The sequence below is a fragment of the Achromobacter veterisilvae genome (assembly GCF_037619525.1).
In the GTDB taxonomy this organism is placed as follows: Bacteria; Pseudomonadota; Gammaproteobacteria; order Burkholderiales; family Burkholderiaceae_B; genus Achromobacter; species Achromobacter veterisilvae.
Window position 1 is genome coordinate 4,016,790 of sequence record NZ_CP148753.1, and the last position, 18,227, is coordinate 4,035,016.

The window sequence follows — 18,227 nt, forward strand, 5'->3', positions numbered from 1 at the left end:
ATACGCCGGACGGCTACCCGCCAGCGCCGCGATTTGATCCAGCGCAAGCCAGCCCGCAACACCGGGGTGACTAGTCATAACGGCGCGGGCTTCTGCCCGGCCGGCGAATGGTTCTCGCGGCGTCCTGTCCCTACGCTAGCCGCAAGTGAGATGTCTTCGTCAGCAAAGCGAGAGTAACCATGGCAGCAAGTCATTCCTCGGCCGGCGCGCCGATGCGGGTCCTGATATCCAGCACATTCGCCTTCACCATCTGTTTCGCGGTGTGGATGATCTTCGCCGTGCTGGGCATACCCATCAAGACGCAGTTGGGCCTGTCTGAAACCCAGTTCGGCCTGTTGGCCGCCATGCCCGTGCTGAGCGGTTCGCTGGTGCGGGTGCCGCTGGGCATCTGGACGGACCGCTACGGCGGCCGTCCCGTGTTCTTCGTCCTGATGCTGCTGGCGGTCGTGCCGATCTGGCTGCTGTCGTACGCCACGCAGTACTGGCAGTTCCTGGTGCTGGCGCTGTTCGTGGGGCTGACCGGCGGCTCGTTCTCGGTCGGCACGCCCTACGTGGCGCGCTGGTTCCCGCGCAAGAAGCAGGGCCTGGCCATGGGCGTGTTCGGCGCCGGCAACTCGGGCTCGGCCATCACCAAGTTCGTCGCGCCGGCGCTGATCGCGGCCGCGGGCGGGGCCTGGGTCATCGTGCCGCAGGTCTATGCGGTGGCGCTGCTGGTCACGGCCGTCCTGTTCTGGCTGTTCTCGGCGTCCGATCCCGCGCACCGCGTGACGACTGGCGCCGGCCTGTCGGCGCAGATGGCCATGCTGAAGGATCCGCGGGTCTGGCGCTACTGCCAGTACTACTCGGTGGTGTTCGGCGGCTATGTGGCGCTGGCGCTGTGGATGACCAAGTACTACATCGGCGAATACGGCTTCGACATGAAGCTGGCGGCGCTGCTGGCGGCGTGCTTCTCGCTGCCCGGCGGGGTGCTGCGCGCCATGGGCGGATGGATTTCGGACCGCTACGGCGCCTACAAGACGACCTGGTGGGTGATGTGGGTGTGCTGGGTGGCGTTCTTCATTCTCAGCTATCCGCAGACGCACTTCACCGTGCTGACGGCCGGCGGCCCGCGCAGCTTCGACATCGCCCTGGGTCCGGTCAGCTTCACCATTCTGCTGTTCATCGTGGGCATCGCGATGGCCATCGGCAAGGCCTCGGTCTTCAAGTTCATCTCGGACGAGTTCGGCGAAAACATCGGCGCGGTGTCCGGCATCGTCGGCCTGGCCGGCGGCCTGGGCGGTTTCGTGCTGCCGATCCTGTTCGGCGTGCTGCTGGACCTCACGGGCATCCGCTCCAGCGCCTTCATGCTGCTGTACGGCACCGTCTGCGTCTCCCTCATTTTCATGCACTTCAGTTTCCGGCCGGAAAGCGCGGCCATCGCCCGGCAGCAAGCCGCCTGATCCCCTCCAACATCCTGAGAGAATCCTATGTCCACTCAAGTCCTTGCGCGATGGGAGCCGGATAATCCCGGCTTCTGGAAACAGACCGGCGCGCGCGTCGCCAACCGCAATCTCTGGATCTCCATCCCGGCGCTGATGCTGGCGTTCAGCATCTGGATGCTGTGGAGCGTGGTGGTGGTCAACCTGGACCGCGCCGGCTTCATGCTGTCCAAGAACCAGATGTTCTGGCTGACGGCGCTGCCCGCGCTGTCGGGCGCCACCTTGCGCATCTTCTATTCCTTCCTGGTGCCGGTCTTCGGCGGACGCAAGTGGACGGCCATCTCCACCGCCTCGCTGCTGATCCCGGCGGTGGGCATGGGCTTCGCCCTGCGCGATCCGACCACGACGTTTCCCACCCTGCTGATCCTGGCGCTGCTTTGCGGCCTGGGCGGCGGCAACTTCAGTTCCAGCATGGCCAACATCAGCTTCTTCTTCCCGAAGGAGAAGAAGGGCCTGGCGACCGGGCTGAACGCCGGCATCGGCAACCTGGGGGTGTCGCTGGTGCAGTTCGTTGTGCCCGTCGTGATTTCGATCGGGGTCTTCGGCGCCGTCGGCGGCGCTCCGCAGGCGGTGACCGTGAACGGCGCGCAGCAGAACCTGTGGCTGCAGAACGCCGGCTTCATCTGGGTGATCCCGATAGCGCTGGCCTCCATCGCCGCCTGGTTCGGCATGAACGACATCGCCGACGCCCGCGCTTCCTTCGCCGACCAGGCGGTCATTTTCAAGCGCAAGCACAACTGGCTGATGTGCTGGCTGTACGTGGGCACGTTCGGCTCCTTCATCGGCTTTTCGGCGGGCTTCGCCATGCTGACCAAGACGCTGTTTCCGCAGGTCGATCCCATGGCCTACGCGTTCCTGGGGCCGCTGGTCGGTTCGCTGACGCGTCCCGTGGGCGGCTGGGTGTCGGACAAGCTGGGCGGCGCGCGGGTCACGCTGTTCACGTTCGCCGGCATGATCGCGGCCGTGCTGGGCGTGATGGCCTTCCTGCCCGCCGGCGGACGCGCGGGCGACTTCAACGGCTTCCTGATCATGTTCATCGTGCTGTTCGCGCTGACCGGCCTGGGCAACGGCTCCACGTTCCGGATGATCCCGGTGATCTTCCTGCGCGAACGCACGCAGGCCGCGCAGGGCAAGGACGCCGCCGCGCAGAAGCAGGCCCTGGCGGACGCCGCCAAGGAATCGGCGGCCGTGCTGGGGTTCTCCGGCGCCATCGGCGCCTACGGCGGCTTCTTCATCCCGCGCAGCTTCGGCACCTCGCTGGAGATGACTGGCAGCGTGCAGGCCGCGCTGTATTGCTTCATCGGCTTCTACGCCACCTGCCTGGTGATCACCTGGTGGTACTACGGGCGCCGCAACGCGCCGGTGCCGTGCTGAGACGGCCAGGTCTAGGTACGGGCCAGGTGTCTGACACCCCTGAAACGCCCGCTCAGGCTGAAGGCGGTCTCCCGCGGGTGTCAGACACCGGGGATATGGGCGGGCCAGGCGGGCCAGGTGTCTGACACCCCTGAAACGCCCGCTCAGACTGAAGACGATCTCCCACGGGTGTCAGACACCGAGGGTATCGGCGGGCTAGGCGGGCCAGGTGTCTGACACCCCTGAAACGCCCGCTCAGGCTGAAGACGATCTCCCACGGGTGTCAGACACCAGGGATATCGGGATGTCGCGGGTGACTAGTCATTCTGCCGCGCCCGGCCTATGCCACCGGGGAATAGTCCTAGAAGCGCGCCGCGCCTAAAGTGGTTTCAACAGCAACGATCGCAGTACGCGCCGGCGGGGCCGGCGCTCTTGGAGAATAGAGAATGAGTCATTTCCTGGACCGCTTGAAGTTCATGTCGAGGGTGAAGTCCACCTTCGCGGACGGCCACGGCGAGACGGTCAACGAGGACCGCAAGTGGGAAAACGCCTACCGCGCCCGCTGGCAGCACGACAAGATCGTACGTTCGACCCATGGCGTGAACTGCACGGGCTCGTGTTCCTGGAAGGTGTACGTCAAGAACGGCCTGATCACGTGGGAAACGCAGCAGACGGACTATCCGCGCACGCGGCCCGACCTGCCCAACCACGAACCGCGGGGCTGTCCGCGGGGCGCCTCCTATAGCTGGTACGTGTATTCGGCGCAGCGCGTGAAGTACCCGATGATCCGCGGACGCCTGATCGAAATGTGGCGCGAGGCCCGCAAGACGATGGACCCCATCGCCGCCTGGGAATGGATCAGCCAGGATCCGGCGCGCGCCAAGCGCTACAAGGCCGTGCGCGGCCTGGGCGGCTTCGTGCGCGCCGACTGGGATACGGCGACCGAAATCATCGCCGCCGCCAACGCGTTCACGATCAAGAAGTTCGGGCCCGACCGCCTGATCGGCTTTTCCCCGATTCCGGCCATGTCCATGGTCAGCTACGCCGCCGGGGCCCGCTACCTGAGCCTGCTGGGCGGCGCCTGCCTGAGCTTCTACGACTGGTACTGCGACCTGCCGCCGGCCAGCCCGCAGGTCTGGGGCGAACAGACCGACGTGCCGGAATCGGCCGACTGGTACAACTCGACCTACCTCATGGTGTGGGGCTCCAACGTGCCCCAGACCCGCACGCCCGACGCGCACTTCTATACCGAAGTCCGCTACAAGGGCACCAAGACCGTGGCCGTGTCCAGCGACTTCGGCGAAATGGTCAAGTTCGGCGACATCTGGCTGGCGCCCAAGCAGGGCACCGACGCCGCGCTGGCCATGGCCATGGGCCACGTGATCCTGAAGGAATTCCACCTGTCGGGCGCGTCGACCTATTTCCGCCAGTACGTGCGCCACTACACCGACATGCCCATGCTGGTGCTGCTGAAAGAGCGCGACGGCTTCTACGCGCCCGACCATTTCCTGCGCGCTTCGCACCTGGATGGCGCCCTGGGCGAACAGAACAACCCCGACTGGAAGACGCTGGTGCTGGACGCGGGGAGCGGCGACCTGGTGGCGCCCAACGGCAGCATCGGCTTCCGCTGGGGCGAAGGCGCGGTCAACGGCGGCGAGAAGGTGGGCCGCTGGAACCTGGAATCCCGCGACGGCGGCAGCGGCCGCGAGATCGAGCCCATGCTGACGCTGCTGGGCAAGTCCGACGCCGTGGTCGGCGTGGGCTTCCCGTACTTCGGCAGCGAACACGGCGAACTCCAGGTGCGCAACGTGCCGGCCCGCCGCTTGCGCCTGGCCGACGGCAGCGAGGCCCTGGTGGCCACGGTGTACGACCTGCAAATGGCCAACTACGGCCTGGACCGCGGCCTGGGCGGAGGCAATGTCGCCAGCTCCTATGACGAGGACGTGCCCTATACGCCCGCCTGGCAGGAAAAGCACACCGGCGTGCCGCGCGCGCAGGTGATCCAGGTGGCGCGCGAGTTCGCGCAGAACGCCCACGATACCGAAGGCAAGTCCATGGTCATCGTCGGCGCCGGCCTGAACCACTGGTACCACATGGACATGATCTACCGCGGCATCATCAATATGCTGATGATGTGCGGCTGCGTGGGCAAGAGCGGCGGCGGCTGGGCCCACTACGTGGGCCAGGAAAAGCTGCGCCCGCAGTTCGGCTGGGCCCCGCTGGCCTTCGCCGCCGACTGGGCGCGCCCGCCGCGGCAGATGAACGGCACCTCGTTCTTCTACGCCCACACCAGCCAGTGGCGCCATGAAAAGCTGAACGTGCAGGAAGTGCTGGGCCCCACCGCCGACCGCGGCAAGTACGGCGACCTCAGCATGATCGACCTGAACGCCCGCGCCGAGCGCATGGGCTGGCTGCCGTCGGCGCCGCAACTGCGCACCAATCCGCTGGACCTGGTCGCCGAGGCCGACGCCGCGGGCAAGGATCCGGTCGCCCACGCCGTCGACAAGCTGAAGTCGGGTGAATTGCAGATGGCTTGCGAGAACCCGGACGATCCGGCCAACTTCCCGCGCAACATGTTCGTGTGGCGCTCCAATATCCTGGGTTCCAGCGGCAAGGGCCACGAATACTTCCTGAAGTACCTGCTGGGCACGCAGAACGCCGTGTTCGGCGACGAGGCGGCCGCGATCAAGCCGACGGAAGTCACGTTCGAGGAAGACGCCGCCGAAGGCAAGCTCGACCTGCTGACGGTGCTGGACTTCCGCATGAGCACGACCTGCCTGTACGGCGACATCGTGCTGCCCACGGCCACCTGGTACGAGAAGGACGATCTCAACACCTCGGACATGCACCCGTTCATCCACCCGCTGAGCGAGGCGGTGCAGCCGCTGTGGGAAAGCAAGACCGACTGGGAGATCTACAAGCTGCTGGCCAAGCGCTTCAGCGAGATCGGCGGCCCCTACCTGGGCAAGCGCCGCGACCTGGTGCTGGCGCCGCTGATGCACGACACCCCGGGAGAACTGGGCCAGGCGTTCGAGCCGCGCGACTGGAAGCTGGGCGAATGCGACCTGGTGCCGGGCAAGACCGCGCCGAACATGATCGTGGTCGAACGCGACTACAACGACATCTACCGCAAGTTCACCTCGGTCGGTCCCTTGCTGGACAAGCTGGGCAACGGCGGCAAGGGCATCAACTGGAACACCGAGCACGAGGTGCGCGAGCTGGCCGGCATCAACGAGAGCGTGGCCGAGCCGGGCGTGAGCCAGGGCCGTCCGCGCCTGGACACCGCGATCGACGCGGCCGAGATGATCCTGACCTTCGCGCCCGAGACCAACGGCCACGTGTCCGTCAAGGCCTGGGAGGCGCTGGGCAAGATCACCGGCCGCGACCATACCCACCTCGCCGTGGGCCGCGAACACGACAAGATCCGCTTCCGCGACATCCAGGCGCAGCCGCGCAAGATCATTTCCGCGCCGACCTGGTCGGGCCTGGAAAGCGAGGAAGTCAGCTACAACGCCGGCTACACCAACGTGCACGAGCTGATCCCATGGCGCACGCTGACCGGCCGCCAGCAGTTCTACCAGGACCATCGCTGGATGCTGGATTTCGGCGAAGGCTTCTGCGTGTACAAGCCGGCCATCGACACCAAGACGGTGGCGCCCATGCTGGGCCGCTACCCGAACGGCGAGAAAGAGCTGGTCCTGAACTGGATCACGCCGCACCAGAAGTGGGGCATCCACAGCACGTATTCGGACAACCTGCGCATGCTGACCCTGAGCCGCGGCGGCCCCCACGTCTGGGTGTCGGAGGCCGAAGCCAAGCAGGCCGGGCTGGTCGACAACGACTGGGTCGAAGTGTTCAACGTGAACGGCACGCTCACCGCCCGGGTGGTGGTCAGCCAGCGCGTGCCGGTGGGCATGTGCCTGATGTACCACGCGCAGGAAAAGATCGTGAACGTGCCCGGCGCGGAAACCAGCGGCAAGCGCGGCGGCATCCACAACTCGGTGACTCGCACTGTGCTCAAGCCCACGCACATGATCGGCGGCTATGCGCAGCAGGCCTACGGTTTCAACTACTACGGCACGGTGGGCTCCAACCGCGACGAGTTCGTGGTGCTGCGCAAGATGAAGAAGGTGGACTGGCTGGAAGGCCCGCTCGTCGAAGAACCGCAACAAGAAGAGAAGCAATCATGAGGATACGCGCCCAAATCGGCATGGTGCTGAACCTGGACAAGTGCATCGGCTGCCACACTTGCTCGGTCACCTGCAAGAACGTCTGGACCAGCCGCGACGGCGTCGAATACGCCTGGTTCAACAACGTGGAGACCAAGCCCGGCATCGGCTATCCGAAGGAATGGGAAAACCAGGAAAAGTGGAAGGGCGGCTGGAAGCGCACCGCCGCCGGCAAGCTGGAACCGGCCCAGGGCGGCAAGCTGCGCATCCTGGCCAACCTGTTCGCCAACCCGAACCTGCCGCAGATCGACGACTACTACGAGCCGTTCACCTTCGACTACGAGCATCTCAAGAACGCGCCGCTGTCGCAGACCCCGCCGACGGCGCGGCCGGTGTCGGTGCTGACGGGCAAGAAAATGGACAAGATCCATTGGGGCCCGAACTGGGAAGACGACCTGGGCGGCGAATTCGGCTCGCGCAGCCGCGACGCGCTGTTCGAGGGCGTGCAGAAGGAGATGTACTCGACCTTCGAGAACACCTTCATGATGTACCTGCCGCGCCTGTGCGAACACTGCCTGAACCCGGCCTGTGTCGCCAGTTGCCCGTCGGGCTCGATCTACAAGCGCGAGGACGACGGCATCGTGCTGGTCGACCAGGACAAGTGCCGCGGCTGGCGCATGTGCATCTCGGGCTGCCCGTACAAGAAGATCTACTACAACTGGAACAGCGGCAAGGCCGAGAAGTGCACCTTCTGCTATCCGCGCATCGAGGCCGGCCAGCCGACCGTCTGCTCGGAAACCTGCGTGGGCCGCATCCGCTACCTGGGCGTGATGCTGTACGACGCCGACCAGATCGAGCACGCGGCGTCCACCGCCAATGAACAGGACCTGTACCAGTCGCAGCTCGACCTGTTCCTGGATCCGAATTCGCCCGAGGTGATCGCCGCCGCGCGCGAACAGGGCATCCCCGAATCCTGGCTGGAAGCCGCCCGTAAATCGCCGGTCTACAAGATGGCGGTGCAATGGCGCGTCGCCTTCCCGCTGCACCCGGAATACCGCACCTTGCCCATGGTCTGGTACATCCCGCCGCTGTCGCCCATCCAGTCGGCCGCCGAATCGGGCCAGATGCCGCAGCGCACCGTGGGCAAGAGCGCCATGATCCCGGACGTGTCCAGCCTGCGCATTCCCGTGCGCTACCTGGCCAACCTGCTGACCGCGGGCAAGGAAGCCCCGGTGGTGCAGGCGCTGGAGCGGATGCTGGCCATGCGCGCCTACAAGCGCTCCGAATCGGTGCACGGCGAACGCGACACGGCGCTGCTGGACAAGGTCGGGCTGTCCGAGGCGACGGTGCAGGACATGTACAAGATCATGGCCATCGCCGACTACGAGGACCGCTTCGTCGTGCCCAGCAGCCACAAGGAAGTGGTCGAGGACAGCTTCAACGAGAAGGGAAGCTGCGGCTTCACCTTCGGCAACGGCTGCTCCGGCGGGGTGTCGGAAGGCACGCTGTTCGGACGCAAGCCCCAGGGCAGCGAGATCTTCATCGAGATGCCGAAATCCCGCAAGAAGGCCGCTTCGGTCTAGGAAAGGAGAAAACCATGAGTCCGTACCGCCTGCTTTCCGCCTTGCTGTGCTATCCCGAAGCCGAACTGCTGGACGCGCTGGGCGAGGTGGAAGCCGCGCTGGCCGCCTACCCGGATGCCGAGGAAGCGCTACAGCCCCTGATGGAGTACCTGGCCACCCACGACCTGATCCCGCTGCAGGAGAACTACGTGGCCACGTTCGACCGGAACCGCTCGCACTCGCTGCACCTGTTCGAGCACGTGCATGGCGAAAGCCGCGACCGCGGCCAGGCCATGGTGGACCTGCTGGACACCTACCGCGAGCACGGGTTCGAGCCAGTCGTGTCCGAACTGCCCGACCACGTGCCGCTGTTCCTGGAGTTCCTGGGCGTCATCGAACCCGGCAAGGCCCAGGAACTGCTGGACGAAGCCATCCACGTGCTGGCGGCCATCGGTTCGCGCCTGGCCAGGAGCGAGAGCCCCTACGCCTGCATCTTCGGGGTGCTGCGCGCGCAGTCGAGGGTGGTTCCGCGCGAACAGACCGAGGCGCCCGTGCGCGACATGGACGAAGCGATGGAGCGGTACGGCTCCGGTCCCGACGGGGTGGAACCGCTCTTGCGGCCGTTCTCGGGCGACGGCGCGCAAACCGTGCGCTTCTATCCCCGCGCGGCCCATTAATCTTCAGGACGACGCAACATGAACTCCCTGAATCAGTTTTTCTTCGGCATCTATCCCTACATCGCGCTGACGGTCTTCCTGCTGGGCAGCCTGGTCCGTTTCGAGCGCGAGCAATACACCTGGAAGTCGGACAGCTCGCAGTTGCTGCACCGCGGCCAGTTGCGGCTGGGCAACATCCTGTTCCACGTCGGCATCCTGGGCCTGTTCTTCGGCCACCTGGCCGGCCTGCTGACGCCGGTGGTGGTCTGGGACACGCTGGGCGTATCGCATACGCTGAAGCAGACCGTGGCCATGGCCGCCGGCGGCGTCATGGGCGGCATGTGCCTGATCGGCCTGCTGATCCTGATCCACCGCCGCCTGAGCGACCCGCGCATCCGCGCCACCACGCGGCCCGGCGACAAGCTGCTGCTGCTGTGGATCCTGGTCACGCTGCTGCTGGGCCTGTCCACCATCGTGCTGTCGGCCGGCCACATGGACGGTGAAATGATGGTGCGCCTGATGACCTGGGCGCAGCACATCGTCACGTTCCAGGGCGACGCCGCCAGCCATATCGACGGCGTGCCGCTCCTGTTCAAGGCGCACCTGTTCATGGGCCTGACGCTGTTCGTGATCTTCCCGTTCACCCGCCTGGTCCACGTCTGGAGCGGCTTTGCCTCGGTGGGCTACCTGGGCCGCGCCTGGCAACTGGTCCGCCCGCGCTGAAACCCGCCACGAGGAGCCGAACATGCCTGTCATCGTCAATGGCGTCGAACTGAGCGACGCGGACCTGGAACGCGAGCTGCCGCTGCATGCGCAGGCCGGCAATCCCATGCGCGAGGCGGTCACGGCGCTGGTGCTGCGCCGCGTGCTGCTGGACGAAGCCGCCCGGCAGGGGCTGGACGCCGCGGACGAGGAGGGCGCCATCGGCGGCCTGCTGGCCCGCGAGGCCACCGCGCCCGAAGCCGACGAGGCCGCCTGCCGCCGCTTCTACCAGATGCACCCCGAGCGCTTCATGGTGGGCGAACTGGTCGAGGCCGACCACATCCTGTTCCAGGTCACGCCCAGCGTGAACCTGGACATGCTGCGGGCGCACGCCAATGCGGTGCTGGCCGAACTGCTGGAAGACCCGTCGCGCTTCGCGGCCGTGGCGCGCGAGCAGTCCAACTGCCCGTCCGCCGCCGTGGACGGCAGCCTGGGCCAACTGGGCCGCGGCGACACGGTGCCGGAATTCGAGCGCGCGGTGTTCGCGCTGCCCGCCGGCGGCCTGCTGCCGCAACTGCTGCAGACCCGCCATGGCCTGCACATCGTGCGCGTGACGCGCCGCATCGAAGGGCGGCTGCTGCCATACGAGCACGTGGCCGGGCAGATCGCCTCGGCGCTGTCGGCCATGAGCCGCGACATCGCCTGGCGGCAGTACGTCAAGCTGTTGATCGGCCGCGCCGACATCCAGGGCATCGACCTGGAGGAGGGCGAGCCGGAACGTGTCTTCAGCGGAAGCGCCGCATGATGGAAACGCCGCCTGCCGGACCCCTCAAGGATGGCCACGGACGCCGCATCGACTATCTGCGCGTCTCGGTCACCGACCGCTGCGATCTGCGTTGCAGCTATTGCCTGCCCAAGGATTTCAAGGGCTTCGAAACGCCGTCGAACTGGCTGGACCACGAGGAAATGCTGAGGCTCGTCGGCCTGTTCGTGGCGCTGGGCGTCAGCAAGGTCCGCCTGACCGGCGGCGAGCCGCTATTGCGCCGCGGCATCGCCGGGCTGGCGGGCGCGATCGCCGCCATGCCCGGGCTGGCGGACCTGTCGGTCTCCACCAACGGCACCCAGCTCGCCCGCCACGCGCAGTCCCTGCGCGCGGCCGGCGTTGACCGCCTGAACGTCAGCCTGGACACGCTGGACGCGGCCGCTTTCAGCCGGATCACCGGCCGGGACTGCCTGGAGTCGGTGCTGGCCGGACTGGCCGCCGCGCGGCGCGCGGGCTTCGCGCCCATCAAGCTCAACAGTGTGGTGCACGCGGCCACGCCCGAGGCGGAGGTGCGGCGGCTGCTGGACTACGCGGTGGCGCAGGGCTTCGTGCTGCGCCTGATCGAGCCCATGCCCATGGGCGAGTGCGGCCGGGGCTTTTCCCATACCGACCTGAACGCGATGGGCGCGCGCCTGGCCACCGAGGCGGGGCTCATGCCCGCGCTGGCGGGTGCCGGGGCCGGCCCCGCGCGCTACTGGACGACCGGCCGCGGCGCGCCGGTGCTTGGGGTGATCACGCCCATGTCGCGGCATTTCTGCGCCAGTTGCAACCGGGTCCGGCTGGGCGTGGACGGCACGCTGTACCTGTGCCTGGGGCAGGAAGACCAGGTGCCGCTGGGCCGGCTGCTGCGCGGCGGCGCCAGCGACGCCGAACTGACCCGGGCCATCCTGGCGGGCATCGCCGCCAAGCCGGAGCGCCACGAATTCACCAGCCGCCCGGAACGCATCGTGCGCTTCATGGCGCAGACGGGAGGCTGAGATGCGCGACATCGAACGCCTGGTCGACGGTTTCCAGCGCTTCCAGCAGCAATACTACGAAAATGCGCCTTCCCTCTACCGCAACCTGCGCGAGGGCCAGCATCCCAGCACCTTGTTGATCGGATGCTGCGATTCCCGGGTGGACCCGGCCATGCTGCTGGGCTGCGACCCGGGCGACATCTTCACCGTGCGCAACGTCGCCAACCTGGTGCCGCCGGCCAACACGGACCGGGGCCTGCAGGGCGTGCTGGCCGCGATCCAGTTCGCGGTGGAACAATTGCAGGTCAGCCGCGTCATCGTGCTGGGCCATGCGCACTGCGGCGGCATCCGGACGCTGATGGACCGGGGCCTGGGCTGCGCCGAGGACAACGGCGAGACCGACTACCTGAAACGCTGGATGGACATCGCCGAGCCGGCGCGCAGGCGGGTGCTGCAACAGATGCCCGCGGCCTCGGCCGCGGAGCGCCGGCGCGCCTGCGAACAGGCGTCCATCCTGATCTCGCTGCGCAACCTGGAAGACCTGCCTTTCGTCAGGCGCGCGGTCCAGACGGGAGCGCTGACGCTGCACGGCTGGTATTTCGACCTGGTGGCGGGCGCTTTGCTGGCATACTCGGCGCGTGCGGACGCGTTCCTGCCGATCGTATGCCCCTCGTTCTCGGAGCTTGCATGACCCCAGTTTTCGGTATCGCCGGCCGTTCCGGCAGCGGCAAGACCACCCTCATCGAAGCGATGCTGCCCTTGCTGGCCGCGCGCGGCCTGCGGGTCAACGTCATCAAGCACAGCCACCACGATTTCCAGATGGAGCCGCCCGGCAAGGACAGCGCGCGCTTCCGCCTGGCCGGCGCGCAGGAGGTGATGGTGGCGTCGCCGTTCCGCTACGCCATCGTCCATGAACTGCGGGACGCGCCCGAACCCACGCTGGCCGAGCAACTGGCCCGCCTGGCGCCGGCCGACCTGGTGCTGGTGGAAGGATTCAAGCAGGCGGCCATCCCCCGCATCGAGGTGTACCGGCCCGCCGCGGGCAAGCCGCCGCTGCACGCGGAGGACGCCGGTTTCCTGGCGGTGGCGACCGACGCGCCGCTGGAGGCCGGCGTGCCTTGCCTGCCGCTGAACGACCCCGGCCGCGTCGCGGCGTTCATTTGCCGCGCCCTGGGCCTGGATTGAGCGCCGGCGCCGCAGGGAAGTGGAGGCGGGCGGCGAGAGGAGACTACACTGGTAGCCGATCCGCCCCGCGCGCGCAGACAGCAGCCACCTTCATGAAGTCCACCCATTCCTTCGCCGAGTCCGAGGGCCTGCCTTCTCCCCGGCACCGCCTGTCCACGCGCATCATCGCCAGCTCGCTGGTCGCGCTGATCGTGGTGCTGGCCATGGTCAGTTGGACCCTGTGGCTGTCCTGGCAACTGGAAGGCGCGGGCGCCGCGATCAACGATACCGGCAGCCTGCGCATGCGCGCCAACCGGGTCGCGGTCGAGCTCATGCGGCCGCAGGCCGGCCGCGAGTTCCGCACCCAGGAGCAGATCCAGGCCATGGAGGACACGATCGCGCGCCTGGCGCGCGGCAATCCGGCGCGCCCGCTCTTCATTCCCAACGACGAGGCCATCCGGGTCCAGTGGCACGACGTGGCGGCATACTGGAACGACATCATGAAGCCGGCCGCCATCCGCGCCCTCGGGCAGCCGGACGCCGCGACCTACCTGGAGACGCTGCCGGAGTTCGTTTCCCGGGCGGACACCCTGGTCCGCATGATCGAGCAGGACAACGCGGGCAAGACCACGTCGCTGCGCCTGTCCCAGGGCGTGCTGGCCGCCATCGCCAGCGCCGGGACGCTGGCGATGATCTACCTGCTGTACCTATGGATCATTTATCCGGTGCTGCGGCTGCGCGACGGCCTGCAGCGCATGGCCGCCAGGGAATTCAGCACGCGCCTGCCGGTCGAGAGCCAGGACGAATTCGGCGTGCTGGCCCGCGGCTACAACCGCATGGCGGATGAACTGCAGGACCTGTACACCGGGCTGGAGCGGCGGGTGGAGGAAAAGACCGCCCAGCTCGCCGCGCAGAACCGGGACATCGGCGCGCTGTACGACATGGCGGCCTTCCTGAACCAGCCCAACGAGATCGAGGCCTTGTGCGACGGTTTCCTGCGCCGCGTGATGCTGCAATTCGACGCCGAGGGCGGCAGCATCCGCGCGCTGGACCCGACCAACGAAAAGCTGAACCTGATGGTGTCGGTGGGCCTGTCCGACGAACTGGTGGAATCCGAGCACTGCATGAAGGTGGAGGACTGCTATTGCGGCGTCGCCACGCGGCAGGACGGCGTCATCGTCATCCAGGACTTCCGCCGGTCGCCGCCCGCCATGGACCTGAACTGCCAGCGCGAAGGCTTCGCCAGCGTGGCCGTGTTCCGCATCGTCACGCGCGACGAGGTGCTGGGTTCTTATTCCCTGCATTTCCGCCAGCAGCGCCGCCTGACGGCCGCCGAGTCCCAGTTGCTGGAAACGCTGGGGCGGCACCTGGGCGTGGCGCTGGACAACCGGCGCCTGGGCGCCCAGGCGCGCCAACTGGCCGTGGTGCAGGAGCGCGGGCTGGTGGCCCAGGGGCTGCACGACAGCCTGGCGCAGGGCCTGAATTTCCTGAACCTGCAATTGCAGATGCTGGACGCGGCGGTCAAGCGGGGCGACGCCGAGGAAATCGAAGAGATCCTGCCGCTGCTGCGGGCGGGCGTGGACGAAAGCTACCAGGACGTGCGGGAACTGCTGACCAATTTCCGCAGCAAGCTGGCGCAGGGGGACCTGCAGGCCGCGATCGAAGACACCGTGGACCGTTTCCGCCGCCAGACGGGCATCGAGACCGAATTGCGGTTCAACCAGGGGCAGGGGGCGCCGCTGCCGCCGGAACAGCAGTTGCAGGTACTGTTCATCCTGCAGGAAGCCTTGTCGAACGTGCGCAAGCACTCCGAGGCGAGCCACGTCGAGGTGGCGGTCGACAACGGCCGCGATTTCAGCCTGCTGGTGGCCGACAACGGCCAGGGCTACGACCCCGGCGAGGTGGCGGAGCGCGGCGAATCCCATGTGGGGCTGCACATCATGCGCGAGCGGGCCGCCCGGATGCGCGCCATGATAAAACTCGAATCGCAGCCCGGCGCCGGCACGCGCGTTTCGCTGACCTTGCCCGGCAGCGAGCGCCAGGCCGCCTGACACAGCCCATACCATGCCCATCCGTATTCTCCTCGTCGACGACCACACCCTGTTCCGCTCCGGCGTGCGCCTGCTGCTGCAGCGCCAGCCCGACTTCGAGGTCGTGGCCGAGGCGGGCGACGGGGTCGAGGGGCTGAAACGCGCCAAGGAACTCAAGCCCGACGTGGTCTTGCTGGACCTCAACCTGCCCGGGCTCTCCGGCCTGGAAACGCTGCAACTGCTGACGCAGGACCTGCCGTCCTGCGCCGTCATCATCCTGACGGTCTCCGAAGAGGCGGACGAGCTCGGCCAGGCGCTGCGCGACGGAGCCCGCGGCTACCTGGTGAAGAACATCGACGCCGACGCGCTGACCGCCGCCATCCGCCGCGCGGCCGGCGGCGAACCGGTGATCGCGGACAGCATGACGGCCAAGCTCGTGGAGCAGTTCCGCGGCCAGGCCGGCCAGGTCGCGCAGGCGTCGGGCAACTCCGACCGCAACCGCCTGACCGCGCGCGAGCGGCAGATCGTGCAATGGCTGGCGCGCGGCGCCAGCAACAAGGTCATCGCGCGTGAACTCGACGTCAGCGAAAGCACGGTCAAGATCCACGTGCAGAACGTGCTGAAAAAACTGAACCTGACCAGCCGCGTGCAGGTCGCGGTGTATGCGGTGGAGCACGGGCTGTACACGGAGGAGTGACGGAACGGTCCGGTGTCAGGCATCCGCACGGGCCAGGTGCCTAGGCCAGGTGTCTGACACCCGTACGAGAAGATGTTGAAATCGCGACGGTGCCTCCGGGTGTCAGACACCAACCAGCTCATTGGGGTCTGACACCCGGGGAGGCATGCTTCCACACGAGAGCGCATCTCGTACGGGTGTCAGACACCTGGCCCAGAGACCCCCCCCCCCCCCCCCCCCCGCATCGACTACGACCTCCGACACCCGGGCGATCTTGATCTGCGACAAGGTGGCCGTGACGGCCACCCCCTAGACTGGCCGTCATGGAAAATCGAACCTCTCCCATGGAGCTCGTGGCCCCCGCCGGCAGCTTGGCTGCGCTGAAGGCGGCGGTCGAGGCGGGCGCCGACACGGTCTATCTCGGCCTCAAGAACGCCACCAACGCCCGCAATTTCGCCGGGCTCAATTTCACCGAAGCCGACATCCGCGCGGGCGTCGAACTGGCGCACAGCCGCAAGCGCCAGGTGCTGTTCGCCATCAACACTTTCGTGCAGGCGGGCCGGGCCCAGGAGTGGCGCGCCGCCGTGGATGCCGCCTACGGCCTGGGCGCCGACGCGGTCATCATGGCGGACGCGGGCCTGCTGGCCTACGCCAGCGACCGTTATCCCGATCTGCGACTGCACCTGTCGGTGCAGGGCTCCGCCACCCATACCGACGCCATCGAACTGATGAAGGAGCAGTTCGGCATCCGCCGCGTGGTCCTGCCGCGCGTCCTGACGCTGGCCGAGATCGCGCGCATCTGCGCCAACGTCAGCGTCGAGGTCGAAGTGTTCGGCTTCGGCAGCCTGTGCGTCATGGCCGAGGGGCGCTGCCTGCTGTCGTCCTACGCCACCGGCGATTCCCCCAACAACAAAGGCGTCTGTTCGCCCGCGCACGCGGTGCGCTGGGAAGAGACCGACGGCCGCATGGATGCGCGCCTGAACGGTATCCTCATCGACCGCTACGAGCCCGGTGAGCCCGCCGCGTATCCAACCCTGTGCAAGGGCCGCTTCGACGTGGACGGGCAGGCCGACCACGCGCTGGAGGAACCCACCAGCCTGAACGCCGTCGGCCTGCTGCCGCGCCTGGCGGAAATGGGCGTGTCCGCCATCAAGATCGAAGGGCGGCAGCGCAGCCCGGCCTACGTGACGCAGGTGGTGTCCACGCTGCGCGCTGCGCTCGACAGCGTGCACGCCGACGCGGCCCGCTTTTCCCCGCGCCCCGAATGGAACGCCATGCTGGCGCGCCATGCCGAGGGTTCCCAAGTCACCCAGGGGGCATTCGAACGTCCATGGAAATGAAGCCCAACGCATTCCGGATTTCTGTCGGACCCCTGCTGTACTACTGGCCGCGCCGCGACACGCTGGATTTCTACGCGGGACTGGCCGACAGCCCCGCCGACATCCTCTACGTGGGCGAGACCGTGTGCAGCCGTCGCCACGAACTGCGCGCCGACGACTGGATGGCGCTGGCGCGCGACCTGCGCGCCGCCGGCAAGACGGTGGTGCTGTCCGGCCGCACGCTGATCGAGACCGGCGCGGAGGCCAGCGCCCTGAAAAAGCTGTGCGAGCAGGACGACTTCCTGGTCGAGGCCGGCGAAGTGGGCGCGATGCGCCATCTGGCCGGCCGTCCCTTCGTGGCCGGCCCGCACATGAACGCCTACCACGGCGGCACCCTGGAATGGCTGGCCCAACGCGGCGCCACGCGCTTCGTCGCGCCGCTGGAAATGGACGGCAAGACGCTGGCGCGCCTGCTGGAGGAGCGGCCGGCGGGCCTGGAGGCCGAAGTCATGGTCTGGGGCCGCATGGCGCTGGCGTTCTCGGCGCGCTGCTTCACGGCGCGGCACTTCCGCCTGAAGAAGGACGAGTGCGGATTCCGCTGCATCGAACATCCCGACGGCCTGGACATGCGCACCCGCGAATCGCGCGACTTCCTGGCGATCAACGGCATCCAGGTGCAGTCGGCCGCCTGTCTGGACTTGCTGGCGCGGGCGCCCGAGCTGGCGTCGCTGGGCGTGGAGGTGCTGCGCGTCAGTCCGCAATCGGCCGGCACGCTGGAAGCGATCGCCGCGCTGGACACGGCGCGCCGCGGCGGCAAGCCGGCCGCCGTGGAGCCGCCCGCGGGCATAGACCGCTGCAACGGCTACTTCCATGGACGGCCCGGCATCGATCTGCTGGAGGAAGCCGTATGAGCATGTCCATCGAAATGCCCGCCGTTTTTGCCCGGATCGGCCGGCGCCTGCCGACGCCGCTGGTGTCGCTGCACTTCGTCGCCGGGCTGGAGCTGGCGCGCCGGCTGAAGTGGCTGTCGCCGCCGGCCGAACTGGAAGGCCGCAGCTTCGCCATCACCGTCGAGGACCTGGGCCTGCGCAACTGCTTCACGGTGAAGCAGGGCGCGTTCCGCACGGTCTGGGACGGCGCGCCGGCGGAACTGGAGCTGGGCGCGAAGCTGGCCGATTTCCTGGCGCTGATGCGCGCGGAAACCGATGCCGATACCTTGTTCTTCCAGCGCCGCCTGCGCATCGCGGGCGACACGGAGCTGGGGCTGATCGTCAAGAACTGGCTGGACGCGTCGCCCCGGCCGGCCTGGCTGCAAAGACTGAGCGGGGCAGGGCGCTAG

At 67.6% G+C, this 18,227-nt stretch carries 15 protein-coding genes; all 15 read left to right on the top strand.

Translation table 11 applies throughout. The features are described from left to right. Positions 1-179 precede the first annotated feature (179 nt). The 15 genes from WHX56_RS18690 (at position 180) to ubiT (ending at position 18,227) form a co-directional block, all read left to right on the top strand. Positions 180-1,439 (top strand): nitrate/nitrite transporter, encoded by a 1,260-nt coding sequence (locus WHX56_RS18690; RefSeq protein ID WP_338878614.1) that lies wholly within the window; start codon positions 180-182, stop codon positions 1,437-1,439. Between the two features lie 27 nt (positions 1,440-1,466). Beyond that, the gene (locus tag WHX56_RS18695) at positions 1,467-2,852 is read left to right on the top strand and encodes a NarK family nitrate/nitrite MFS transporter (protein ID WP_338878615.1); all 1,386 of its coding nucleotides are present in this window, start codon (positions 1,467-1,469) and stop codon (positions 2,850-2,852) included. Positions 2,853-3,277: 425 nt separating this feature from the next. Further along, a complete protein-coding gene (locus WHX56_RS18700) occupies positions 3,278-7,021 on the top strand; it encodes a nitrate reductase subunit alpha (RefSeq protein ID WP_338878616.1) in 3,744 nt (1,247 codons plus the stop codon). Further along, a complete protein-coding gene (narH, locus tag WHX56_RS18705; RefSeq protein WP_129238909.1) occupies positions 7,018-8,583 on the top strand; it encodes a nitrate reductase subunit beta in 1,566 nt (521 codons plus the stop codon). Before WHX56_RS18700 ends, narH begins: the two co-directional genes overlap by 4 nt. A 14-nt stretch (positions 8,584-8,597) precedes the next feature. Beyond that, positions 8,598-9,239, top strand: a complete 642-nt coding sequence (gene narJ / locus WHX56_RS18710) for a nitrate reductase molybdenum cofactor assembly chaperone (RefSeq protein WP_287754620.1) — start codon at positions 8,598-8,600, stop codon at positions 9,237-9,239. Positions 9,240-9,257: 18 nt separating this feature from the next. Continuing rightward, entirely contained in the window at positions 9,258-9,941 is a 684-nt protein-coding gene (gene narI / locus WHX56_RS18715; RefSeq protein ID WP_129238907.1) for a respiratory nitrate reductase subunit gamma, read from the top strand. Positions 9,942-9,963: 22 nt separating this feature from the next. Further along, positions 9,964-10,725, top strand: coding sequence for a peptidylprolyl isomerase (locus tag WHX56_RS18720; protein WP_338878617.1), 762 nt, complete (start codon positions 9,964-9,966; stop codon positions 10,723-10,725). Further along, positions 10,722-11,720 (top strand): GTP 3',8-cyclase MoaA, encoded by a 999-nt coding sequence (gene moaA / locus WHX56_RS18725; protein WP_338878618.1) that lies wholly within the window; start codon positions 10,722-10,724, stop codon positions 11,718-11,720. The genes WHX56_RS18720 and moaA overlap by 4 nt, the downstream gene beginning before the upstream one ends. A 1-nt stretch (position 11,721) precedes the next feature. Then, on the top strand, positions 11,722-12,390 hold the full coding sequence (locus WHX56_RS18730; RefSeq protein WP_129238904.1) for a carbonic anhydrase: 669 nt from the start codon (positions 11,722-11,724) through the stop codon (positions 12,388-12,390). Next, positions 12,387-12,884, top strand: coding sequence for a molybdopterin-guanine dinucleotide biosynthesis protein B (mobB, locus tag WHX56_RS18735; RefSeq protein ID WP_338878619.1), 498 nt, complete (start codon positions 12,387-12,389; stop codon positions 12,882-12,884). Before WHX56_RS18730 ends, mobB begins: the two co-directional genes overlap by 4 nt. Positions 12,885-12,976: 92 nt before the next feature. Beyond that, complete coding sequence (locus WHX56_RS18740) at positions 12,977-14,914, top strand: type IV pili methyl-accepting chemotaxis transducer N-terminal domain-containing protein (protein ID WP_129238902.1); 1,938 nt, start codon at positions 12,977-12,979, stop codon at positions 14,912-14,914. A gap of 13 nt (positions 14,915-14,927) precedes the next feature. Continuing rightward, on the top strand, positions 14,928-15,590 hold the full coding sequence (locus WHX56_RS18745) for a response regulator (RefSeq protein WP_129238901.1): 663 nt from the start codon (positions 14,928-14,930) through the stop codon (positions 15,588-15,590). Between the two features lie 302 nt (positions 15,591-15,892). After that, entirely contained in the window at positions 15,893-16,909 is a 1,017-nt protein-coding gene (ubiU, locus tag WHX56_RS18750) for a ubiquinone anaerobic biosynthesis protein UbiU (protein ID WP_129238900.1), read from the top strand. After that, entirely contained in the window at positions 16,906-17,799 is an 894-nt protein-coding gene (locus WHX56_RS18755; RefSeq protein WP_129239044.1) for a U32 family peptidase, read from the top strand. The genes ubiU and WHX56_RS18755 overlap by 4 nt, the downstream gene beginning before the upstream one ends. A gap of 2 nt (positions 17,800-17,801) precedes the next feature. Further along, positions 17,802-18,227 carry a ubiquinone anaerobic biosynthesis accessory factor UbiT gene (gene ubiT / locus WHX56_RS18760; RefSeq protein ID WP_422393664.1) on the top strand — a complete coding sequence of 142 codons (426 nt, stop codon included), beginning with the start codon at positions 17,802-17,804 and terminating at the stop codon, positions 18,225-18,227.